The organism is Pseudomonas sp. MYb193, assembly GCF_002966775.1.
GTDB classification, from domain to species: Bacteria; Pseudomonadota; Gammaproteobacteria; order Pseudomonadales; family Pseudomonadaceae; genus Aquipseudomonas; species Aquipseudomonas paracarnis.
The window spans coordinates 4452756-4475778 of sequence record NZ_CP023269.1; the positions used below are offsets into that span (position 1 = coordinate 4452756).

Here is a 23023-nt window from a genome sequence, read left to right on the forward strand (position 1 = left end):
GCTAGACTCGGATGGCGGTAAAAGGTGGCGGTGATTATAGCCGCGGCGGTGGGTTGCATGCGAGGCATGACACTCGATCTCATTGACGCTGCGCCATCAAGGCCTCATAGCGCACCCAGATCCTCTCGGCGTAGCGCAGGCGTAATGCCTCACGCTGAGGGCCGGGGCCGGGCCCAACGTTGTAAGCGCCCACTGCCGTCCAGTTGTAGCCAAAACGCTGTATAAAATCGGCAAGAATCGAGGCGCCTACTTCCACCGACAGGCAAGGTTCGTTCAACAACCGCTCTTCGGTAATACCCTGCTTGAGCAAACGAGGCAGGTGAATGCTGTTTATCTGCATCAAGCCAATATCCCGTGTGCCGTTTCGGTTGCTGTAGTTCATGGCTTGCGCACGGTAACCCGACTCGACTGAGGCGATAGCCTGCAGTAACTCTGGCTCGAGATCGTAGCGGCTGGCCGCCTCTTCCCAGCAATAGGCCCATGCCGGGTTACAGCCCATCAGCACACTGAACAACAGGCCTCTGCCCCCGACCCTAACCTTTGACATTACTGGCCTGACCACAGACGGCGCACAGGTGCAGGACAGCCCTCGGTTGATCACCCACCCGTACCGGGCATGTAAAGCGATAGCCCTTGCCATAAATAGTCTTGATAAAGCCTTTGTCGGCCCTCAAATGCTTGCGCAGGGAATAAATACAACGCGTAAGTGACTCATCGGCTACCTCGCCCCGAGGCCAGGCCAGTTCCAGCAAGCGGTCCTTGGTCATCAGTGCGCCACCGGAGGCCAGCAGCAACCGCAGCACCTGCCCCTCCTTGGGAGGCAGCTGTATATCCGCATCCGCGCCTATCAACCGACCATCGCCGTGCAAGGTCCAGCGAGCGAAGACCAGGGATGCCGCCGCTTCTTGCGTCACGACGGCCATAGGCACCTCTGTATCGACTACTGACATTCAAATCCTTACTGTGTGAACCGGCTCACCTGCCATTGGCACGACTATAAAAACCGCCCCGCAGACTCGCGTTAGGAAAAAACCCATTCAATGGTTTTTTTTGGGCCGCTGCCGGTCAGACAAATCGCTTGCGCCCCTTATCGCGACAGCCACTCCTGGAAAGTCTCCTGCAACTCAACTCCTAGCCGGTCCTCCAACTGCACCAACTCACCTAACGCCATCAATTGTCCATTGACCCGCACCTCCACACATCGTGTGACGCCTGGGTCCAAGGGCAGCACTTTTCCCGGCGCGAACGCGGCCAAACGCTTGCGGCTGATCAATTGCTCCTGCAGCAGTATTTCCAGGTGCATGGACAAACGCCTTCTCAGGGGGAAAACTCGCGCTCCGTCCGTAGGAACGCACGTTGCACACGCTCATATTGCGCGGCGGTCAACTGAGGTGGCCCGGCCTGCGGGTCTCCACCACCGGCATGCGCCTGCCCTGGCAAAGTTTCATTCAGCACCTGGGCCACATCCAGCTCGGCCAGCAGTTTCTCGATAACTTTCACCTGGGCAGGCGAGCCCTTGATCAACACACTGTTGGTATCCGGATAGGCCAGCAACGCAAGGCGGCCGTCGGCCAACTGGACCCTCTGCGCCTGGGATAGCCGGGCATGGATCATCGAGAGCATGCCTGGTACCAGGCCCCTGTTGGTACCCACGCCGTGCGGGTGATCTTCCACCGGGAAATTGACCACTTGCACCACGCCAAATGCAGGCGGGCGCTCTGGCAACTTGCGAGGGGGTCGATCCATCAGTTGCGTCAGCCGCAATATATGATCGACATAGCTGGGAGGCCCGGATACGTAGAACATGCGCGCCCCGTTTGCGCGCAGCGGATAACGTGGCTCATCCAGCCCTGCACGTCGCATGATGCCACGCAGCCTGTCGACACTAATATGTTGCAGCGCCACCGCCGAGCTTCTCGCTTCGTCGGCAGCGTAGACGTGCAACACTTGGCCATCGCTGTGCCAGATCAAGCCTTCGCGCGCGGCGAGCGTTTCAATGACCTGTTGCGGCGCCGCAAAATCGAATGCTCCGCTCACCTGCCTATTAGCCACGGCACGGCTGGTCACCACGGGCAGACCCAATGACACAGACAGCGCAGCAAAGAAAGCCGGCAGCCCCTCATCCTGTGCCTGGTACACCTCGCCACAGGCCGTGCGGCTGCCCAGCAACAGCGCGGCGCACAGCAGCACGCTGTACAGCCAGCGGCAATTGAGGGTTGCGAGGAAATCAGCGTGCACCGTGGGAATGCCTGACGGTCTGGCCTGAGGAAGCGGCCATACTGCGAGGCGCACGAGGTTCAATCATGATGGAAAGTTGACGGCCAGTTGCACCGGCCCACCCATGGCATGTGCCTTGCTATGCACTCTGTATCAGGCTCGCACCAACGGCGGTACGGGCCTACGGACAAAGGCGTCGTTCCCCTGCAATGGCCTGTAACGCCAACCTGGGAAACGGCGCTTTTTTTTTCAGAAAAGGCAGGTATTGATGAACGATCCGCTGGCTTGGGTAAATGGCAGCGATGCCCCGGAAAAGAGCAGCCTGGACCTTGGGTTCATGGCCCTGACCGATTGCGCCTCGCTGGTGGTCGCCGCCACCCAGGGCTTCGCCCAACCCTACGGCCTCACACTCAACCTCAAACGCCAGGCATCCTGGGCCAACCTGCGCGACAAGCTGGTCAGCGGTGAACTGGACGCCGCCCACAGTCTCTACGGGCTGATTTATGCCGTACACCTGGGCATCGGCGGCGTCGCCGCCAGCCCCATGGCAGTGCTGATGGGGCTGAACCAGAATGGTCAGGGCATCAACCTGTCCCACGGCCTGCAACAGCAAGGGGTGATCACTCCTGAGGCGTTGAAAGGCCATGTGCACCAAAGCCGGACAAAACTGACCTTCGCTCAGACGTTTCCCACCGGCACCCACGCCATGTGGTTGTATTACTGGCTGGCGAGCCAAGGCATCCATCCATTGCAGGATGTGAACAGTGTGGTGGTGCCGCCGCCGCAAATGGTGGCGCACCTGCAAGCCGGACGCATCGATGGACTTTGCGTAGGTGAACCCTGGTGCGCCAGCGCAGTGCAACAGAACCAGGGCTATACCCTGGCGACCAGCCAGGCAATCTGGCCGGACCACCCGGAAAAAGTCCTGGGCTGCACCCAAGCCTTCGCTGACGCGTACCCCAATACCGCACGCGTGCTGGTCATGGCGATCCTCGAGGCCAGCCGGTTTATCGAACAGAGCCGTGAAAACCGCCGCTCTACCGCCCAGTTGCTCAGTGCCAGTGAATACCTCGACGCACCTGTGGCCTGCATCGAACCGCGCCTGCTGGGGCACTATGACGATGGCCTGGGCAACCACTGGCAGGATCCCCATGCACTGCGCTTTTTCGCCGACGGCGAGGTGAACCTGCCTTACCTCAGTGATGGCATGTGGTTCATGACCCAGTTCCGGCGCTGGGGCTTGCTGCGGGAAGACCCTGACTACCTGGGCGTTGCCCGGCAAGTTCAGCAATTGGCACTGTATCGCCAGGCTGCCGAGGCGCTGGGCATTACCGCAGGCGACTCGGACATGCGCCGCAGCCAGTTGCTCGACGGCAAGACCTGGGACGGCAGCGACCCCGCCGGCTACGCCCGCAGCTTCCACCTGCATGCCCTGGTCGATGATGCCAATCGCCAAGCGCTGCGCTGACAGGAGCCCGACGATGCTGCGAATCCTGTTGATCAACGACACCCCGCGCAAGGTCGGGCGCCTCAAGGCCGCATTGACCGAGGCCGGCTTCGAGGTGATCGATGAGTCCGGCTTGACCATCGACCTGCCCGCACGCGTCGAAACAGTGCGTCCTGATGTGATTCTGATCGATACCGAGTCACCCGGGCGCGATGTGATGGAGCAAGTGGTGCTGGTCAGCCGCGATCAGCCACGGCCCATCGTGATGTTCACCGACGAGCACGACCCGAATGTGATGCGCCAGGCCATCAAGTCCGGCGTCAGTGCCTATATCGTCGAAGGTATCCAGGCCCAGCGCCTGCAACCGATCCTCGATGTGGCCATGGCGCGCTTCGAGAGTGACCAGGCCCTGCGCGCCCAGCTTCATGCCCGCGACCAGCAACTGGCCGAACGCAAGCGCATCGAGTTGGCCAAGGGCCTGCTGATGAAGATGAAGAGCTGCAACGAGGAAGAGGCCTACACCCTGATGCGCCGCCAGGCCATGAGCCGTCAACAGAAACTGATCCAGGTGGCGGAGCAGATTATTGCCATGAGCGAGTTGCTCGGCTGATCTGGCTCAGCTCTTGCTAAAGAATTATCACAGGTAGCCAACGGCGGTTGCCCCTTCACGACAAAGACGTCGCCCACCCGGTTTGCCCTCGCGAACCCGGTGGCGGCGTTTTTTCGTTTCTAGACCCCCAACCGTTGAGGTGCGTGATGAAATCAAGCTTCTGGAAATCCGGGCACACCCCGACCCTGTTTGCCGCGTTCCTGTATTTCGACCTGAGCTTCATGGTCTGGTACCTGCTGGGCCCACTGGCGGTGCAGATTGCCGCTGACTTGCACCTGACTACTCAACAGCGCGGCCTGGTGGTGGCCACCCCGATCCTGGCGGGCGCGGTGCTGCGCTTCTTGATGGGGATGCTGGCCGACAAGCTGTCGCCCAAGACCGCCGGGCTGATTGGCCAGGTGATTGTGATCGTGGCGCTGTTCTGCGCCTGGAAACTGGGGATCCACAGCTACGAACAAGCGCTGCTGCTGGGCATGTTCCTGGGCATGGCCGGTGCGTCCTTCGCGGTCGCCCTGCCCTTGGCGTCACAGTGGTACCCGGCGGAGCATCAGGGCAAGGCGATGGGCATCGCCGGCGCCGGTAACTCCGGCACGGTGTTTGCGGCGTTGCTGGCGCCCGTGCTGGCGGCCGCCTTTGGTTGGAGCAATGTGTTCGGCTTTGCGCTGATCCCACTGGTGCTGACCCTGATCGTATTCGCCTGGCTTGCGCGCAATGCGCCTGAACGGCCGAAAGCCAAATCCATGGCCGACTACTTCAAGGCCCTGGGCGACCGCGACAGCTGGTGGTTCATGTTCTTCTACAGCGTGACCTTCGGCGGGTTTATCGGCCTGGCCAGCGCCCTGCCCGGCTACTTCAACGACCAGTACGGCCTGAGCCCGGTGACCGCCGGCTACTACACCGCCGCCTGTGTGTTCGGTGGCAGCCTGATGCGCCCATTGGGTGGCGCCCTGGCAGACCGGTTCGGCGGGATCAAGACCCTGCTCGGCATGTACAGCGTGGCGGTGATCTGCATTGCGGCAGTGGGGTTCAACCTGCCCAGCTCCTACGCAGCGCTGGCGCTTTTCGTCTGCACCATGCTCGGCCTGGGCGCCGGCAATGGCGCGGTATTCCAATTGGTGCCGCAGCGTTTTCGCAGTGAGATCGGCGTGATGACCGGCCTGATCGGCATGGCCGGTGGCATCGGTGGCTTCGCCCTTGCGGCGGGCATGGGCGCCATCAAGCAGAGTACTGGCAGCTATCAACTGGCCCTGTGGTTGTTCGCCAGCCTCGGTGTGTTGGCCTGGTTCGGCCTGCATGGGGTGAAACGGCGCTGGAGAACCACCTGGGGTTCGGCCGCCGTGACCGCCGCCCGCGTCTGATGAGCCTGCAACTGAGCGTCGCCCAGGCCAGTGCCATCGGCCCGCGCAGCGAGAACCAGGATGCGCTGCGGGTGGTCACGCCCATGGCGGAACTGGCCGCGAGCAAAGGCTACCTGTGCGCACTGGCCGACGGCGTCAGCCAGTGCGCCGACGGTGGCCTGGCCGCACGCTCGACCCTGCAGGCCCTGGCCCTGGACTACTACGCTACGCCACAGACCTGGGGCGTGGCCCAGGCGCTGGAGCGCTTGTTACTGGCGCAAAATCGCTGGTTGCAAGCCAACGGCGGCGGCCAACCGTTGCTCACCACCCTCAGCGCCCTGGTGTTTCGCGGCCAGCGTTTCACCCTGGCCCATGTCGGTGATTGCCGGGCGTACCGTTGGCTTGACGGCGAGTTGCAACGCATCAGCGAAGACCATGTGTGGGAACAGCCGGGCATGCAACATGTGCTCAAGCGCGCCCTCGGCCTGGATCAGCATCTGGTGCTGGACTTCCTCGATGGCCCGTTGCGCGAGGGCGAGTGTTTCCTGCTGCTCAGCGATGGGGTGTGGGCCACGCTGGGCGATCACAGCATCGGCGCGATCCTGCGCGAACAAAGCGACCTCGAGCTGGCCGTCAACACCCTGGTCAACGCCGCCCACCTGGCGGGTAGCCAAGACAACGCCAGCGCCTTGCTGGTGCGCATCGATCAACTCGGCGCGGCCACCCTCGGCGACGCCTTGGTGCAGTTGCAGCAATGGCCGCTGCCGCCACCACTGAAAGTCGGGCAAACCTTTGAAGGCTGGCAGGTGCAAAGCGTGCTGGCGCAGAGTCGGCAGTCGTTGCTGTACCGCGTGCACGACGCCCAGGGGCAACCCTGGCTGCTCAAGACCTTACCGTTGCGTTGCGACGATACCGACGCCGCACAGGCCTTGTTGTCGGAGGAATGGTTTCTGCGCCGGGTCGCCGGCCGTGCCTTTCCCGAAGTGCATGCGGCCAGTGGCCGTCAGCATTTGTACTACGTGATGCGCGAATACGCCGGACAAACCCTGGCCCAACTGTTCCAACAACAAGGCCCGCTGCCGTTGGCGCAATGGCAGTCGATTGCCGAACGCTTGCTGCGCGCCGTGGGCCTGTTGCATCGCCGGCAGATCCTGCACCGCGACATCAAGCCGGAAAACCTGCTGCTGGGAGAAGATGGCGAACTGCGTGTGCTGGACTTCGGCCTGGCCTATTGCCCCGGGCTCTCCGAGGACCGTGCCCACCTGCTGCCCGGCACCCCGAGTTTCATCGCGCCCGAGGCGTTCGCTGGCGAGCAGCCTACGGCACAACAGGATTTGTACAGCGTCGGCGTGACCTTGTATTACCTGCTGACCGGGCATTACCCCTACGGTGAAATCGAGGCCTTCCAACGGCCCAGGTTTTCCCAACCCGTCAGCGCCAGCCGTTATCGCCCCGACTTGCCGGAGTGGTTGCCACACAGCCTGGAACGAGCGGTGACCGCTGTCCCGGCCCAGCGTTATGAAACCGCCGAAGAATGGCTGTTGGTGCTGGAGCAGGCCGATCGCCGCGAATTGAGCCTACGCCCACGCCCCTTGCTTGAACGCGAACCCTTGAAAGTCTGGCAGACCCTGGCGATGGCTTCGCTGCTGCTCAATCTGGTGCTGCTGTACTGGCTGATGCACCACTAACGGGCAGAATGCGCCGACTCTCCGTGTAAACGCCCAGTAAACCTGGGCTATAGGGACTTGGCACAGCTGCTGCATTAACGTTCTCAACACCCCACATATAGCCGCTCCTTCAACGACGAAGGGCCGAGCTTCCCGATAGAACGGGACCAGGACAAAGGCGTCCTCGCTAGCTGACTAGCGGGGATGCCTTTTTTGTTTGCGCACGATTTGTCGAGCCATTGCGGAGAACGACATGAAAAAACTCAAACTGGTGATGATCGGCAACGGCATGGCCGGGGTTCGCACCCTTGAAGAACTGCTCAAGCTGAGCAACGAGCTGTACGACATCACCGTGTTCGGCGCCGAGCCTCACACCAACTACAACCGCATCCTGCTGTCGCCAGTACTGGCCGGTGAGCAAACCTTCGAAGAGATCGTGCTCAACGACCTGGATTGGTACCTGGACAACAACGTCAAGTTGCTGCTCAACCGCAAGGTGGTGCAGATCGACCGGGTCAAGCGCAAAGTCATCGCCGAAGACGGCACCGAAGCCGAATATGACCGCCTGCTGATCGCTACCGGGTCCACGCCGTTTATCCTGCCAATTCCCGGCAACAGCTTGCAGGGCGTGATTGGTTACCGCGACATTGCCGACACCCAGGCGATGATCGACACCGCCAAGACCCACAAGCATGCGGTGGTGATCGGCGGCGGCCTGCTCGGCCTGGAAGCGGCCAACGGCCTGATGCTGCGCGGCATGCACGTGACGGTGGTGCACATCGGTGAATGGCTGCTGGAGCGGCAACTGGACAAGACCAGCGGCCAGCTACTGCAAACCGAACTGGAGAGCCGCGGCCTGGTGTTTCGCCTGTGCGAGCAGACCCAGGCCCTGCACGATGCCGGCAATGGCCGCGTCGGCTCGGTGCAGTTCAAGAATGGCGACATCATCCCCGCCGACCTGGTGGTGATGGCTGCCGGCATCCGCCCCAATACCGAACTCGCGGAAAAGTCCGGCATCCCCTGCAACCGTGGGATCCTGGTCAACGACACAATGCAAACCTACGACCCGCGTATCTATGCGATCGGTGAATGCGCCAGCCATCGCGGCATCGCCTATGGCCTGGTGGCGCCCTTGTTCGAACAGGCCAAGGTCTGCGCCAACCACCTGGCCCAATTGGGCTTTGCCACTTACAAGGGCTCGGTGACCTCGACCAAGCTGAAAGTCACCGGCATCGACTTGTTCTCCGCCGGCGACTTCATGGGCGGCGAAGGTACCGAAACCATCACGCTCTCCGACCCGATTGGCGGCGTGTACAAGAAGCTGGTGATCAAGGACGACATTCTGGTCGGCGCCTGCCTGTACGGCGATACCGCCGATGGCGGCTGGTATTTCCGCCAGATCCGTGAGAACCACGCCATCGGTGAAATCCGCGATCATCTGATGTTCGGTGAAAATGCACTCGGCGATGTCGGCCACCAAGGCCAGGACAAAGCCATGAGCATGGCCGACAGCGCCGAAGTCTGCGGCTGCAACGGCGTGTGCAAGGGCACCATTGTCAAGGCGATCCAGGAACAAGGGCTGTTCAGTGTCGATGAGGTGAAAAAACACACCAAGGCCGCCAGTTCCTGCGGCTCCTGTGCCGGGCTGGTCGAGCAGATCCTGATCAACACCGTGGGCGGCGCCGCCGACGTCAAACCCAAAAGTGAAAAAGCCATCTGTGGCTGCAGCGACCTCAACCACGGGCAGATCCGCCAGGCCATCCGCGAGCAGCACCTGCTGACCATCGACAGCACCATGCGTTACCTGAACTGGCGCACCCCCAATGGCTGCGCCACCTGCCGCCCGGCCCTCAATTACTACCTGATCTCCACCTGGCCCGGCGAAGCCAAGGACGACCCGCAATCGCGGCTGATCAACGAACGGGCCCACGCCAATATTCAAAAAGACGGCACCTACTCTGTGGTCCCACGGATGTGGGGCGGCGTGACCAATCCTTCGGAGTTGCGCCGCATCGCCGATGTGGCCGACAAGTACAACGTGCCGATGGTCAAGGTCACCGGCGGCCAGCGCATTGACTTGCTCGGTATCAAGAAGCAGGACTTGCCAGGGGTATGGAAGGACCTGGATATGCCGTCCGGGCATGCCTATGGCAAATCCATCCGCACCGTCAAAACCTGTGTGGGCAGCGAGTTCTGCCGGTTTGGCACGCAGAATTCGACGCAACTGGGCATCGAGCTGGAGCATGACCTGTTCAATATGTGGTCGCCCCACAAGGTCAAGTTGGCGGTCTCCGGGTGCCCACGCAACTGCTCGGAAGCGGGCATCAAGGACGTAGGCATTATCGGTGTCGACTCGGGCTGGGAGATGTACATCGGTGGCAACGGCGGGATCAAGACCGAAGTCGCGGAGTTCTTCGTCAAGGTGAAAACCGCCGAGGAAGTACGCGAATACAACGGCGCATTCCTGCAGCTATACCGCGAAGAAGCCTTCTACCTGGAGCGCACCGTGCACTACCTGCAGCGGGTGGGCATGGAGCATATCAAGAAGGCTGTGCTGGAAGACCCGGCCCGCCGCCGGGCCCTCAATGAGCGTTTGCAGTTCTCGTTGTCATTCGAGCAGGACCCGTGGAAAGAACGCCTGGAACAGCCGCTGCTGAAAAAGGAATTCGACGTGATCCCCGTCAAACAACTGGAGGTCTCGCTATGAACTGGCTGGATATCTGCGCCCTCGATGAAATCAACGCCCTGGGCTCGCGCATCATCAGCGGGCCGAAAGGTGACATTGCGATTTTTCGCACCAGTGACGATGAAGTCTTTGCCCTCGACGACCGCTGCCCACACAAAGGCGGGCCGCTGTCCCAAGGCTTGATCTACGGCAAGCGGGTGGCCTGCCCGCTGCACAACTGGCAGATCGACCTGGCGACTGGCCAAGCCCAGGCCCCGGATATCGGCTGCGCCCACCATCATCAAGCCCGGGTCGAAAACGGCCGGGTGATGCTGGCCCTGCGGGACGCGGGTTGATGAACCGCCAGACCACCGCGTCCACCTGTTGTTATTGCGGGGTGGGCTGCGGCGTGCTGATCGAGCATGACGGCGAACAGATCCTGGGGGTGCAAGGCGACCCCAGCCATCCGGCCAACTTCGGCAAGTTGTGCAGCAAAGGCGCGAGCCTGCACCTGACCGGCGACTTGAGCGCCCGTGCTCTTTACCCGCAATTGCGCTTGGGCAAAGAACTGGCACGCACCCGCACCGACTGGGACACCGCCCTGGACCACGCGGCCAACGTGTTCGCCGATACCATTGCCGAACACGGGCCCGACAGTGTGGCGTTCTATATTTCCGGGCAACTGTTGACCGAGGACTACTACAGCTTCAACAAGTTGGCCCGCGCGTTGGTGGGCACCAATAATATCGACAGCAATTCTCGGCTGTGCATGTCTTCGGCGGTGGTCGGCTACAAGCGCAGCCTGGGCGCCGATGCGCCGCCGTGCAGCTATGAAGACCTGGAAAACAGCGACTGCGTGATGATCGTCGGCAGCAATATGGCCTACGCCCACCCGGTATTGTTCCGACGCCTGGAGCAAGCCAAGGCGCAACGCCCGCAGATGAAAGTGCTGGTGATTGATCCTCGGCGTACCGACACCTGCGACTTGGCCGACCTGCACTTGGCCATCTTGCCGGGAACGGATGTGGCGTTGTTCCACGGCATTTTGCATTTACTGCTGTGGGAAGACTGGATCGACCGCGCGTTTATCCAGGCCCACACCGACGGCCTGGCCGAACTCAAGCGCCTGGTGCATGACTACACGCCACAGATGGTCACGCAACTATGCGGCATCAGCGTCGAACAGCTGCGCCTGTGCGCGCAGTGGGTCGGCACCTCCAGCAGCTTTTTGTCGCTGTGGTGCATGGGGCTTAACCAATCCACCGCCGGCAGCGCCAAAAACAGCGCGTTGATCAACCTGCATCTAGCCACGGGGACCATTGGCCGGCCGGGCTGCGGGCCGTTTTCCCTGACCGGCCAACCGAACGCCATGGGCGGGCGCGAAACCGGCAGCCTGTCCAACTTGCTGCCGGGCCACCGCGAAGCGGCCAACCCTGAACACCGCGCTGAAGTGGCGGCCTATTGGGGCGTGGAGCGACTGCCCGCGACTACGGGCCTTACCGCCATCGAGCTGTTTGAACAGGTGCAGGCTGGCAAGATCAAGGCGTTGTGGATCGCCTGTACCAACCCAGCCCAATCGCTGCCCGACCAGAACGCGGTGCGCGCCGCCTTGGCCGCGTGCCCGTTCGTGGTGTTGCAGGAAGCGTTTCGTACCACCGAAACCGCCGCCTATGCCGACCTGCTACTGCCCGCCGCCAGTTGGGGTGAAAAAGACGGCACGGTGACCAACTCCGAGCGACGTATTTCCCACGTGCGCCGCGCCATCAACCCACCGGGTGAAGCACGCGCGGATTGGGCGATCACGGTGGATTTCGCACAGCGCCTGGAGCGTCGTCTGCGTCCGGGGTTGCCGAGCCTGTTCGCCTTTGAGCAAGCGGCGCAGCTGTTTGATGAATTCAAGCCACTGACCCAAGGCCGTGACCTGGATATGTCCGGCATCAGCCACGCCCTGCTCGACCGGCTCGGCCCGCAGCAGTGGCCGTTTCCCGAGGGTGCGCAAGCGGGTACGTCGCGCCTGTACACCGACGGCATTTTCCCTACTGACACGGGCCGGGCGCGATTTGTCGCCGAGCCTTACCGCGCCGCCAAGGAACAGCGCGATGCGCGATTCCCCCTGACCCTGATCACCGGTCGCCTGCGTGATCAATGGCACGGCATGAGCCGCACCGGCACGGCAGCGCAGCTGTTCGGGCACGTCAGTGAAGCATTGTTGAGCCTGCATCCGGATGAGCTACGCCGCCACCGCTTCAAAGAGGGTGACCTGGTCAGCCTGAAAAGCCGTCGCGGCAGCGTGATCGTCGCCGTCGGCAGCGATGACAGTGTGCGTCCCGGCCAAGCGTTTCTGCCCATGCACTGGGGCGATCGCTTTCTCAAGGGCGGCGTCAATACCCTCACTCAACCGGCGTTCGACCCTTTGTCCAAGCAGCCGGAGCTCAAGCACAGCGGCGTGCGCCTGGAAGCAGTGCAACTGCCGTGGCAGCTGTTTGCGCTGATCGAAGGCGATGTACAGCAGCACTTCGAAGCCTTGCGCCCACTGTGTGAAACCTTTGCCTACGTCAGCCTGAGCCTGGCTGGCCGTGAACGTCCCGCGCTGCTGGTGCGCGCCGCGCATACCGAGGCGCCCGACCTGCAACTCTTGACCCGTATCGACCACCTGCTGGGCCTCAACGACGGCCCGGTAATGGCCTATGACGACCCGCGCCGCTCAATCGGCAAGCGCGTAAAAATCGAGAAAGGTCGCATCACCGCCCTGCGCCTGGCCGGCGAAACCCTGGCCCGTCACTGGCTGCAAAGCCTGTGGCTGGAAGGCCGGGCCGACGAGCAACTGCGGCGCTGGTTGCTGGCGCCCTTAAGCGCGCCGCCGGGCGGTACAACGGCCAGCAACAAGATTGTGTGCAACTGCAAGAACGTCAGCGAAAACGCCGTGTGTGCCGGTATCGGCAGCGGCCTGGACCTGGATGGCCTCAAACAGGCCCTGGGCTGCGGCACCCAATGCGGCTCCTGCGTGCCGGAAATCAAACGTCTTTTGGCCAGCAACCCGCAGCCAATCGCCATCAGTGTGTAAGGGGAACAACATGAGCGCAAAAGTGTGGCTGGTAGGCGCAGGACCGGGTGACCCGGAGTTGCTGACCCTGAAAGCGGTCCGGGCTCTGCAGGCAGCGGACGTCGTGCTGATTGATGATCTGGTCAACCCGACAGTACTGGAACACTGCACCAGCGCTCGGATAATTACCGTCGGCAAGCGCGGGGGATGTCGCTCTACCCCGCAGGATTTCATTCACCGCCTGATGTTGCGTTATGCACGCCAGGGCAAATGCGTAGTACGTCTTAAAGGCGGTGACCCGTGTATTTTTGGCCGCGGTGGCGAGGAGGCAACCTGGCTGCGCGAGCGTGGAGTCGAGGTGGAATTGGTCAATGGCATCACCTCAGGCCTGGCCGGGGCGACCCAGTGTGACATCCCGTTGACCTTGCGCGGGGTGAGCCGTGGAGTGACCTTGGTCACCGCGCATACCCAGGACGACAGTAGCCTGAACTGGCGTGCGCTGGCGGAGGGTGGAACCACGCTGGTGGTGTATATGGGCGTGGCCAAGCTGGAAGAAATCCGCGAACAGCTGCTCAACGGCGGCATGGCTGCGGATATGCCGGTGGCAATGATCGAAAACGCTTCGTTACCCCAACAACGCGAATGCCGCAGCTCCCTGGCGGCCATGCATGAAGCTGCAAAAGCTTTTGCGCTGAAGAGCCCGGCCATCCTGGTGATTGGCCAGGTTGCCGGCGCCGCACAGATGGCTAGCATCGCCGCTGCGGCAAGCGCCTGAGGCAAATCGCAGGCGAAAAAAAGCCCGGCCGGAGCCGGGCTTTTCTTTACTCAGTAATTACTGAGCTTGAGCTTCAACCGACGCTTCTACGCGACGGTTAACAGCGCGACCAGCTTCAGTTGCGTTGTCAGCAACTGGGCGGGATTCGCCGTAACCAACAGCATTTACACGGCTAGGAGCAACGCCGTCTTTAACCAGGACTTGCTTAACAGCGTCAGCACGACGCTGGGACAGCTTCTGGTTGTAAGCGTCTGGACCTACGGAGTCAGTGTGACCAGCAACTTCTACGTTGGTAGCTGGGTACTGAGCCATGAAGTCGGCCAGGTTTTTAACGTCGCCGTAGCTGTTAGGCTTAACAACGGCCTTGTCGAAGTCGAACTTAACGTCCAGCTCAACACGAACAACCTGAGCAACCGGAGCTTCTGGCTCTGGAACTGGCTCTGGAGCTGGTGCTGGGGTAGGAGCTGGAGCAGCTGCGCCAGCGTTACCGCCGAAGTTCACGCCCAGGCCAACCAGTGCGGAGTAGTCCCACTTGCCGTTGTCCAGACCGTAGTCAGCTTCAACACCAGCACGAGCGTACAGGTTGTTGGTGAAGTAGTACTTCACGCCGGTACCGATGGTAGCGAAAGTGGTCTGGTCGCGACCGCTGTGGCCGTCAGCCTTAACGTTGGTACGGCTCTGGTGGCCGAAACCGCCTTCAACGTATGGACGCAGGCTATCAACGCCAGCCTGACCGAAGTGGTACTGAGCAACGAGGCTGCCAGTGTCACCTTTGATCTTCTGGTTGCCAGTGCCGTCGTTCGAACGGGTGTGGTTGGTCTTGTCGTACGACAGATTCAACGACAGATCGTCGGTCAGGAAGTAACCAATGCGAGCGCCTGGGTTGAAGCCGTCTTCGATGTGCTTAACGCTATCGTTGTACTGCTTCTTGTAGAACAGCTCGCCTTCAACTGCGCCTTGGCCTTGTGCCAGAACGCCGAAAGAAGTAGCGGCAATAAGAGAACCAATGGCCAAGCCCAAGGTGTTTTTCAGTTTCATCCGTTAAATCCCCATCTGGTGATTGTAAAGCAGTCCCACAAACCGGGGGACAACTCGGCGACAAGTCTAACAGAACTTGCCTACACGTAAGAGATATTTGCTACGCACTAAGTTTCAGTCTCGCCCGCAAATTTCTCACGTAATTTATCAAGAGCACGCTTGTACCGCATTTTTGTAGCACTCAAACCCATATGCATGATGTCAGCGATTTCCTGAAATTCCAGCTCTGCGACAAATCGAAGCACCAGAATTTCGCGGTCAATCGGGTTCACATGCACCAACCAGCGATCAAGTCCGCCCTTTTCCTCGGGTGCCGGCGCCTTCTCTTCAGACGCCTCCTCAAGGGGGTCCAGACTCAAAGCGTCCATCAAGCGACGCTTTCGCCGTTCCTTCCGATACTGCGTGATGCACTCGTTGTACGTGATGCTGTACAGCCAGGTCTTGAACTTCGATTTGCCCTCGAAGTTCTTCAGGCCGTATAGCACCTTGAGCATCACTTCCTGACAGACATCATCCGCGTCTCTATCGTTCCCCAAATACCTTGAACAAACGTTGAACAGAGTGCGTTGATACCTGCGCATCAATTCTTCGTACGCGCGTGTTACGTGAAACAGCTCCGTGTGCGAGCGCGCGACCAACTCCTCATCAGAGAGCTCACGGGGGTCATAGCGCGTGGACAGCGTTTGGGCTTTATTCAAAACAAGTCGTGCCGACAGTCAGGTCAATGTCCGCTGCAACCCGGTCACCCGGGTTTGCGGCGGCGTACATTAGCAGGATTTGCCGGATTAGCGGCTACTGACCTGCTGCTCCAGGAGAATCCGGTTGGACAGCGACACCAGTTCCCCGTCATCGGTCAGCACGGTCGTCTTGACTGTGCCGATCTCCTCGATTTGCCCTTCGACCTCGCCCACACGCACCTGTTGCCCAACTTGATACAGCTCACGCACATAGATTCCCGCAAGAATCTGGCCGGCAATTTCCCGGCTTCCCAACCCCATGGCCAGCGCAACTGCCAGACCAACGGTAATCAAAACAATCACAATAACGTGGTTGAGCAGGTCAGTCTTGACCTCCAACTGGCTGATCGCGACGGAAATACTGATGATGATCACCAGCCCCTGTGCGATTCGCCCCAGGCCTGCCGCGTAGTCCAACCCCACGCCTTCGGCGGCCCCGCGCACCAGCCCGTTGGCCAGTTGCGCGAGTAAAACCCCCACCAGCAGCACCAGCGCGCCACCGAAAACTTTCGGCAAATACAGTGCCAGCATGTCGAGCGTAGCTGAAACTCGCTCAAGTCCAAGGGACTGCGCTGCAGAAACCAGAAAAATAAGTAGAACAAACCAATAGACGATCTTGCCGATCAGGGTCGAAATCGGTACTTGCAACCCTGCGCGGCCGAGCAATTTGGTCAGGCCAGTGCCGGCCATCAGGCGATCGAGCCCCAGTTTGGCGAGCAATTTGGACAGCAGGGTATCGAGCAGCTTGGCCACGACAAAACCCAGCAATACCAGGACCAGGGCACCAAACAGGTTGGGAATGAAATTCGCCACCTTGGTCCACAATGCGGTCATCGCGGTGACCAGGCTCTGGGTCCAGAGATCAAGTTCCATATTCAATCAGCCTTATCAGCAGTGCTAGCAAGAGGTTTACGACGGGAAACCGGTGATACATGGGCCGAACCATTGTTCAGGGCCATCATCAACGCCGGCAACCAACGCCCGAGCAGACCGAACAGGTCACCCGCCCCTACCTGACGGTTGGCGGTTTTTAGTACGCGGCCCAGGCAGGCATCGTCATCACGGTCGGATGGCGAAGCATTGAGCATGTCACGCAAAGACTGTTCGAACGGATCGTGCATAGAGACCTCTCGCAAGTGATTTAAAAGACGAGGGTAAAATTCATCGGGTCACATCGGCCCTTTCTTACGTTCAGGTCATATTCAGGTCAAACCCAGCGCAATCGTCGAAACAGCCACCATTGCCCCAGTGCCACAGACACCATCAACAGGCACGCAATCATGAATCCGTAAGGGCTGGCAGAGAACGGAATGCCGCCCACATTTATACCGAGCAAACCGGTAAGAAAACTCATCGGCAAGAAGATCCCGGTGATGATCCCGAAGCGGTACATGGTGCGGTTCATGCGCAGGCTCAAGCGCCGGTCTTCAGCCTCCAGCACAAGCCCCACGCGCTCTCTGGCCAATTCCAGCTCTTCCAGGTAACGGGTCAGGCTGTTGTGCAGTTCGTTCCAATAGTCGGCATCGTCGTCGCAGAACCACGCCAATTTGATTCGTGTCAGTTGGGCAAAAATATCCCGCTGGGGGGCCAGGAAGCGCTTGAGTCCGGCGGCTCTTCGACGGATCTGCAGAGCGCTGCCATGCTCCGGGGTATACCGTTCGTCGGCATCGAGTTTTTCTTCCTCGGAATCGACGATTTCAGACAAGCCAGCAACCAGATCCTGCACTTTGTTGGTCAGGTACTGAGCCATATAAAGGATGAGTTCAGACGCCGTCCTGGGGCCTTTGCCGTCTGCCAGTTGCACCAGCAACTCATCGGTAGCGCGCAAGGGGCGCAAACGCAGAGAAATCACTCGGTTGGCGGCGGCGAAGATGCGCACCGACACCATGTCTTCCGGCTCCGCGCCTGGGTTGAGATTGATCCCGCGCAGAAACAACAGCAATTCGGCGTCCGGCAGCGGCAACAGGCGTGGACGGGTGTTTTCCTCCAGCAGCAAGTCACAGGCAAACTCGCTCAGGCCGCTGGATTTACGCAGCCAGGTCTGGGTTTGAGGATGGCTGCGATCCCAGTGCAGCCACAGGCTTTCCTGGGGCTGCAACTGCAAATCGTCGAGCTCAGTCCGGGCAATCGAACGCGCACCGCCTTTACCGTCCAGCACCAGGGCATGCACCAGCCCCCATTGCGCGTTTTCTTCTTCGAACATCCTCACCCCGATCGGTTGCGGCAGTTTATTCAGGCATTTTCAGCGGGCTGGGTGACACGATCACCCCGTTGTTATCGGCATAAATGTACTCACCGGGGCGGAACGTCACGCCTGCGAATGTCACCGGGACGTTCAGGTCGCCAAGGCCGCGCTTGTCGGTTTTTTTCGGATGAGAGGCCAGGGCCTGCACACCCAGGTCGGTCTGGGCGATGACGTCTACGTCACGGATGCACCCGTAGATCACCAGCCCTTCCCAACCATTTTTCGCGGCTTTCTCGGCAATCATGTCACCCAGCAACGCGCAGCGCAGCGAACCACCACCGTCGACCACCAGCACTTTACCAGCGCCCGGCAGGTCAGCCTGCGCCTTGACCAGGGAGTTATCCTCGAAGCATTTGAGGGTGACTATCTCGCCACCAAAGGAGTCTCGGCCACCGAAGTTGCTGAACATCGGCTCCACTACCTGCACCAGCTCCGGGTAGGCGTCACACAGGTCGGGGGTCACGTAATGGTTCATCGAGAAACTCCTGTCATCAAAGAAGAGGTCGAACATCCACGGTGTACATCAAGAAAACGCCCCGCGACAGGCATTCTTTAAGCGCCTGCGGGTGGGCGGCGGCCATGATCAAACCACGATCAGCGCAACGCAATACACGTTACGCGACTGAATATGACCAGAAGCGCGTGGCGCGTCATATCTTAGCCGCAACCATTCAAGAGTGAAACGCCCTTGGTAGAGCGTTTCGTCAAACCGCTGCGGACACCTCGGGCTGCGTACCCAACAAGGGTGTCAGCGGGTCGTTCAACCAACGCTCGACCAAAGGCCACACTTGGGCCTGGGCCGCTTTACTGACCAGCATCTGCACATGGCCGAAATCCTCGCTGAAACCTTGCTGGCGTCCCAGGCACAGGTACTGGCGATGCTCACTACCCACTTGCTCGAAGAGCTTGCGGCAGGCCCAGTCCGGGTCTTGCCGGTCTCCCGCTGCGCTCACCGCCAACAGCGGCACATCGACCTGCGCCAAGCCTTTCCACCAGTCATGCTCGGCATCGCCAAACCGGCCGAACAGGCCATTCCAACGCATCGCTTCGATCATCACGCCGGCCGGCTCGTCCTCGGGCCCACGCTTGAAGCGTGGGCCGGACAGATGGGCAAGGCGCTTGAGAATAAAGCGACCACTCCACTCCACCGGTGGAATTTTCAACGGCCAGTGGGTGCGACTGACCTGGCAGCCGAACAACGCCACCGAGGCCACCGCCGATGCATCCAAGTGCCGCCCACCCAAGGCCGCAGCCAGGGTAGTGGCACCGAGGGAATGCCCGATCCAGTGCGGAATCTGCCCGCTTTGCTCACACACAAACGCCCCCACGGCCGGCAAATCGTAGCGCGCGTAATCGGCGACACGGTTTCTGGCGTAGTCGTGATTGCGCTTGGACAAACCATGGCCGCGCATTTCCGGGATCCACACATCAAATCCGCGACGCGCCAGGTAAGCCCCCAGGCCGATACCTTTGGGCGAATACCAGAAACGCCGGTTGGAAAAACTGCCATGCAACAAAATAATCGGCGTGCCCCGGTTTTCCGGGACATCGGCCAGGCCCAAACGGGTAACCGCCAGCTCGACGGTGCCGTCCGGGCTGTTACCGGGCTTGAGCCGGTAGACGTCTTCACTCAGGTCGCCGCGACGTTCAGCACTGATCAGGGCGACAGGAAACAGATGGCTGCTGCTTTGCATAATGCTCTTGCACAAAAAAGGGCGGCGTCCGCAAGGATTCCCGCCCTGTACAGATAAGAATGCCGGTCACCCGCAACGAGTGACCGGCACTTTTGACCTTACGCCCTTAGGCGGACGCTTGGCCTTCGGCCAGGAAGAACCAGGTTTCCAGCACGGAATCGGGGTTCAGCGAGACGCTCTCGATCCCCTGCTCCATCAGCCATTTGGCCAGGTCAGGGTGGTCCGAAGGGCCTTGGCCGCAGATACCGATGTACTTGCCAGCCTTGTTACAAGCCTGGATGGCGTTGGCCAGCAGCTTCTTGACCGCTGGGTTACGCTCGTCGAACAGGTGGGCGATGATCCCCGAATCGCGGTCCAGGCCCAAGGTCAACTGGGTCAGGTCGTTCGAGCCGATGGAGAAACCGTCGAAGAACTCCAGGAACTCTTCAGCCAGGATGGCGTTGGACGGCAATTCGCACATCATGATCACGCGCAGGCCGTTCTCGCCGCGGGTCAGGCCGTTTTCTGCCAGCAGGTCCACGACCTGGCTCGCTTCGCCCAGGGTGCGCACGAACGGCACCATGATCTCGACGTTGGTCAGGCCCATCTCGTTGCGCACACGCTTGAGCGCACGGCATTCGAGCTCGAAGCAGTCACGGAAGGCTTCGCTGATGTAACGCGAGGCGCCGCGGAAACCCAGCATCGGGTTTTCTTCTTCCGGTTCGTAGAGCTTGCCGCCGATCAGGTTCGCGTATTCATTGGACTTGAAGTCCGACAGGCGCACGATGACCTTTTTCGGGTAGAACGCCGCAGCCAGGGTGCTGATGCCTTCGACCAGTTTCTCGACGTAGAAACCTACCGGGTCGTTGTAGCCAGCGATGCGCTTGTCGACGCTTTCCTTGATGTCCAACGGCAGGCCGTCGTAGTTCAACAGAGCCTTGGGGTGCACGCCGATCATGCGATTGATGATGAACTCCAGGCGGGCCAGGCCCACGCCGGCGTTCGGCAACTGCGCAAAATCAAAGGCGCGGTCCGGGTTGCCGACGTTCATCATGATCTTGAACGGCAGGTCGGGCATGGCATCGATGGAATTTTGCTTGATATCGAAGCCCAGCTCACCTTCGAAGATAAAGCCGGTATCGCCTTCGGCGCAGGAAACGGTCACGCCTTGGCCATCCTTGAGCAGTTGGGTGGCGTTGCCGCAACCCACGACTGCCGGAATCCCCAGCTCACGGGCAATGATCGCCGCGTGGCAGGTACGCCCGCCACGGTTGGTGACAATGGCACTGGCGCGCTTCATCACCGGTTCCCAATCCGGGTCGGTCATGTCGGAAACCAGTACGTCACCCGGCTGGACCTTGTCCATCTCGGACACGTCCTTGATGATCCGCACCTTGCCTGCGCCAATGCGTTGGCCAATGGCACGGCCTTCTACCAACACGGTGCCGGTTTCCTTGAGCAGGTAGCGCTCCATGACGTTGGCCGAAGTGCGGCTCTTCACGGTTTCCGGGCGCGCCTGCACGATGTACAGCTTGCCGTCGTCACCGTCCTTGGCCCACTCGATGTCCATCGGGCACTTGTAGTGCTTTTCGATGATCATCGCTTGCTTGGCCAACTCACTGACTTCAGCGTCGGTCAGGCAGAAACGCGCGCGCTCGGCCTTGTCGACTTCAACGGTTTTGACCGAGCGACCGGCCTTGGCCTCGTCGCCGTAGATCATTTTGATGGCCTTGCTGCCCAGGTTACGGCGCAGGATGGCCGGGCGGCCCGCTTCGAGGGTGCCCTTGTGTACGTAGAATTCGTCCGGGTTGACCGCGCCTTGTACGACTGTTTCGCCCAGGCCGTAGGCGCCGGTGATAAACACCACGTCACGGAAACCGGATTCGGTATCCAGGGTGAACATCACACCGGCAGTGCCGGTTTCCGAACGCACCATGCGCTGCACACCGGCAGACAGGGCCACCAGCTTGTGGTCGAAACCCTGGTGTACGCGGTAGGAAATCGCACGGTCGTTGAAGAGGGAGGCAAACACTTCCTTTGCCGCGCGGATCACGTTTTCGACGCCGCGAATGTTGAGGAAGGTTTCCTGCTGGCCGGCAAAGGAGGCGTCCGGCAAGTCTTCGGCGGTGGCAGAGGAACGCACGGCAACAGCCATGTCCGGGTTACCGGCCGACAGAGTGGCGAAGGCGGTGCGAATTTCTTCGTTGAGCTTCTCGGGGAACTCGGCTTCCATGATCCACTGGCGGATCTGGGCGCCGGTCTTGGCCAGGGCGTTGACGTCATCGACGTCCAGGGCGTCCAGCGCGGCGTGGATCTGGGCGTTGAGGCCGCTCAGCTCGAGGAAGTCGCGGTAAGCCTGGGCCGTGGTGGCGAAACCACCGGGCACCGAGACACCAGCGCCTGCAAGATTACTGATCATCTCGCCGAGGGATGCGTTCTTGCCCCCCACATGCTCTACATCATGGACGCCGAGCTTATCGAGGGAAACTACGTACTCTACCAAGGTGATCTCTCCACTTTCTGTGTTGGAAAAGCTCAGGACGCGGGTTGCTCAGTAGGAGCTAACGCCAGCGCTTGTGGCCTGGACCTGGAAAATAAGTGAGAATGCGGCCCACTGCGGGACGGCAAAATCGCGCCTATCATATCCAAGATTCGCCATCAGCTTAAGGCCCAGGGCTCAAATGAAACGATCTGCTTTCTTTATTTCCGACGGCACCGGCATCACAGCCGAAACATTGGGCCAGAGCCTGCTCGCGCAGTTCGAAAACATTACCTTCGCCAAATTCACCCGGCCTTATATAGACAGCGTGGATAAAGCGCGGGCCATGGTACAACAAATCAATCTGGCGGCTGAAAAAGACGGTTTTCGCCCGATCATTTTCGACACCATCGTCAATCAAGACATTCGTGAGATTCTCGCAACGTCGAATGGTTTCATGATCGACATTTTCTCCACCTTCCTGGCGCCGCTGGAACAGGAGTTGAGTGAACATTCGTCCTATTCCGTCGGAAAGTCCCATTCCATCGGGCATAACTCCAACTATATGGAGCGTATCGAGGCCGTGAACTTCGCCCTCGACAACGACGACGGTGCCCGCACCCACTACTACGACAAGGCCGACCTGATCCTGGTGGGCGTGTCGCGTTGCGGCAAGACCCCGACCTGCCTGTACATGGCCATGCAGTTCGGTATTCGTGCAGCCAACTACCCGCTGACCGAAGACGACATGGAACACCTGACCCTGCCCGCCGCCTTGCGCGCGCATTCACACAAACTGTTCGGCCTGACCATCGACCCGGACCGGCTGACCGCCATCCGCAACGAACGCAAGCCCAACAGCCGCTACTCCAGCTATGCCCAGTGCGAATTTGAAGTGCGTGAAGTAGAAAATCTGTTCCGCCGGGAGAATATCGCGCACATCAATTCCACGCATTTTTCGGTGGAAGAGATTTCGGCGAAGATTCTGGTGGAGAAGGGTGTGGAGCGGCGCTTCAAGTGATCTCTGTCGCCTGAACTGACGCTATCGCAGGCAAGCCAGCTCCCACAGTTGGAATGCACTCCCCTGTGG

At 60.4% G+C, this 23023-nt stretch carries 21 protein-coding genes; 9 read left to right on the top strand and 12 right to left on the bottom strand.

Translation table 11 applies throughout. The features are described from left to right. Positions 1 to 79: 79 nt before the first annotated feature. The 4 genes from CLM72_RS20235 to CLM72_RS20250 all read right to left on the bottom strand — a co-directional run bounded on the left by CLM72_RS20235 (position 80) and on the right by CLM72_RS20250 (position 2238). Positions 80 to 547, bottom strand: a complete 468-nt coding sequence (locus CLM72_RS20235; RefSeq protein WP_177430938.1) for a transglycosylase SLT domain-containing protein — start codon at positions 545 to 547, stop codon at positions 80 to 82. Then, positions 534 to 923, bottom strand: coding sequence for a winged helix-turn-helix domain-containing protein (locus CLM72_RS20240; RefSeq protein ID WP_072447526.1), 390 nt, complete (start codon positions 921 to 923; stop codon positions 534 to 536). The genes CLM72_RS20235 and CLM72_RS20240 overlap by 14 nt, the downstream gene beginning before the upstream one ends. Before the next feature lie 164 nt (positions 924 to 1087). Beyond that, positions 1088 to 1303 (bottom strand): FliM/FliN family flagellar motor switch protein, encoded by a 216-nt coding sequence (locus CLM72_RS20245; RefSeq protein ID WP_034128368.1) that lies wholly within the window; start codon positions 1301 to 1303, stop codon positions 1088 to 1090. 14 nt (positions 1304 to 1317) lie between these two features. Then, positions 1318 to 2238: a secretin N-terminal domain-containing protein gene (locus CLM72_RS20250; protein WP_256595214.1), complete on the bottom strand. Its 921-nt coding sequence runs from the start codon at positions 2236 to 2238 to the stop codon at positions 1318 to 1320. 247 nt (positions 2239 to 2485) lie between these two features. Between CLM72_RS20250 and CLM72_RS20260 the strand changes: the two genes are divergently transcribed. The 8 genes from CLM72_RS20260 (at position 2486) to cobA (ending at position 13761) form a co-directional block, all read left to right on the top strand. After that, the gene (locus tag CLM72_RS20260; protein WP_105227778.1) at positions 2486 to 3685 is read left to right on the top strand and encodes a CmpA/NrtA family ABC transporter substrate-binding protein; all 1200 of its coding nucleotides are present in this window, start codon (positions 2486 to 2488) and stop codon (positions 3683 to 3685) included. Between the two features lie 13 nt (positions 3686 to 3698). Continuing rightward, positions 3699 to 4274, top strand: coding sequence for an ANTAR domain-containing response regulator (locus tag CLM72_RS20265; RefSeq protein ID WP_003193274.1), 576 nt, complete (start codon positions 3699 to 3701; stop codon positions 4272 to 4274). Positions 4275 to 4420: 146 nt separating this feature from the next. Beyond that, positions 4421 to 5632 (top strand): NarK/NasA family nitrate transporter, encoded by a 1212-nt coding sequence (locus CLM72_RS20270; protein WP_032903097.1) that lies wholly within the window; start codon positions 4421 to 4423, stop codon positions 5630 to 5632. Next, a complete protein-coding gene (locus CLM72_RS20275) occupies positions 5632 to 7299 on the top strand; it encodes a bifunctional protein-serine/threonine kinase/phosphatase (protein ID WP_105227780.1) in 1668 nt (555 codons plus the stop codon). Before CLM72_RS20270 ends, CLM72_RS20275 begins: the two co-directional genes overlap by 1 nt. Before the next feature lie 232 nt (positions 7300 to 7531). Continuing rightward, complete coding sequence (gene nirB, locus CLM72_RS20280; protein WP_096143550.1) at positions 7532 to 9985, top strand: nitrite reductase large subunit NirB; 2454 nt, start codon at positions 7532 to 7534, stop codon at positions 9983 to 9985. After that, positions 9982 to 10299 carry a nitrite reductase small subunit NirD gene (gene nirD, locus CLM72_RS20285; protein WP_014719483.1) on the top strand — a complete coding sequence of 106 codons (318 nt, stop codon included), beginning with the start codon at positions 9982 to 9984 and terminating at the stop codon, positions 10297 to 10299. Before nirB ends, nirD begins: the two co-directional genes overlap by 4 nt. After that, positions 10299 to 13007 carry a nitrate reductase gene (locus CLM72_RS20290; protein WP_105227782.1) on the top strand — a complete coding sequence of 903 codons (2709 nt, stop codon included), beginning with the start codon at positions 10299 to 10301 and terminating at the stop codon, positions 13005 to 13007. The genes nirD and CLM72_RS20290 overlap by 1 nt, the downstream gene beginning before the upstream one ends. A 10-nt stretch (positions 13008 to 13017) precedes the next feature. Then, entirely contained in the window at positions 13018 to 13761 is a 744-nt protein-coding gene (cobA, locus tag CLM72_RS20295) for a uroporphyrinogen-III C-methyltransferase (protein ID WP_105227784.1), read from the top strand. Between the two features lie 57 nt (positions 13762 to 13818). Here cobA and CLM72_RS20300 read toward each other — a convergent pair whose 3' ends face one another. The 8 genes from CLM72_RS20300 to ppsA all read right to left on the bottom strand — a co-directional run bounded on the left by CLM72_RS20300 (position 13819) and on the right by ppsA (position 21957). Continuing rightward, positions 13819 to 14799: an OmpA family protein gene (locus CLM72_RS20300; protein WP_105227786.1), complete on the bottom strand. Its 981-nt coding sequence runs from the start codon at positions 14797 to 14799 to the stop codon at positions 13819 to 13821. Positions 14800 to 14906: 107 nt separating this feature from the next. Beyond that, positions 14907 to 15497 carry an RNA polymerase sigma factor SigX gene (gene sigX, locus CLM72_RS20305; protein ID WP_003193286.1) on the bottom strand — a complete coding sequence of 197 codons (591 nt, stop codon included), beginning with the start codon at positions 15495 to 15497 and terminating at the stop codon, positions 14907 to 14909. Positions 15498 to 15584: 87 nt separating this feature from the next. Continuing rightward, positions 15585 to 16409, bottom strand: coding sequence for a mechanosensitive ion channel domain-containing protein (locus CLM72_RS20310; RefSeq protein WP_003193288.1), 825 nt, complete (start codon positions 16407 to 16409; stop codon positions 15585 to 15587). A 2-nt stretch (positions 16410 to 16411) separates the two neighbouring features. Next, complete coding sequence (locus CLM72_RS20315) at positions 16412 to 16657, bottom strand: CrfX protein (RefSeq protein ID WP_105227788.1); 246 nt, start codon at positions 16655 to 16657, stop codon at positions 16412 to 16414. A gap of 86 nt (positions 16658 to 16743) precedes the next feature. Beyond that, positions 16744 to 17739: a zinc transporter ZntB gene (locus tag CLM72_RS20320; protein WP_105227790.1), complete on the bottom strand. Its 996-nt coding sequence runs from the start codon at positions 17737 to 17739 to the stop codon at positions 16744 to 16746. 25 nt (positions 17740 to 17764) lie between these two features. Continuing rightward, positions 17765 to 18256, bottom strand: a complete 492-nt coding sequence (gene rraA, locus CLM72_RS20325) for a ribonuclease E activity regulator RraA (RefSeq protein ID WP_014719488.1) — start codon at positions 18254 to 18256, stop codon at positions 17765 to 17767. Positions 18257 to 18485: 229 nt separating this feature from the next. Then, entirely contained in the window at positions 18486 to 19475 is a 990-nt protein-coding gene (locus CLM72_RS20330; protein WP_105227792.1) for an alpha/beta fold hydrolase, read from the bottom strand. A 106-nt stretch (positions 19476 to 19581) separates the two neighbouring features. Next, the gene (ppsA, locus tag CLM72_RS20335) at positions 19582 to 21957 is read right to left on the bottom strand and encodes a phosphoenolpyruvate synthase (RefSeq protein WP_003193296.1); all 2376 of its coding nucleotides are present in this window, start codon (positions 21955 to 21957) and stop codon (positions 19582 to 19584) included. Positions 21958 to 22135: 178 nt separating this feature from the next. Here ppsA and CLM72_RS20340 point away from each other — a divergent pair, with 178 nt between their 5' ends. Continuing rightward, positions 22136 to 22954, top strand: coding sequence for a pyruvate, water dikinase regulatory protein (locus CLM72_RS20340; protein WP_003193298.1), 819 nt, complete (start codon positions 22136 to 22138; stop codon positions 22952 to 22954). The last annotated feature ends 69 nt before the right edge of the window (positions 22955 to 23023 follow it).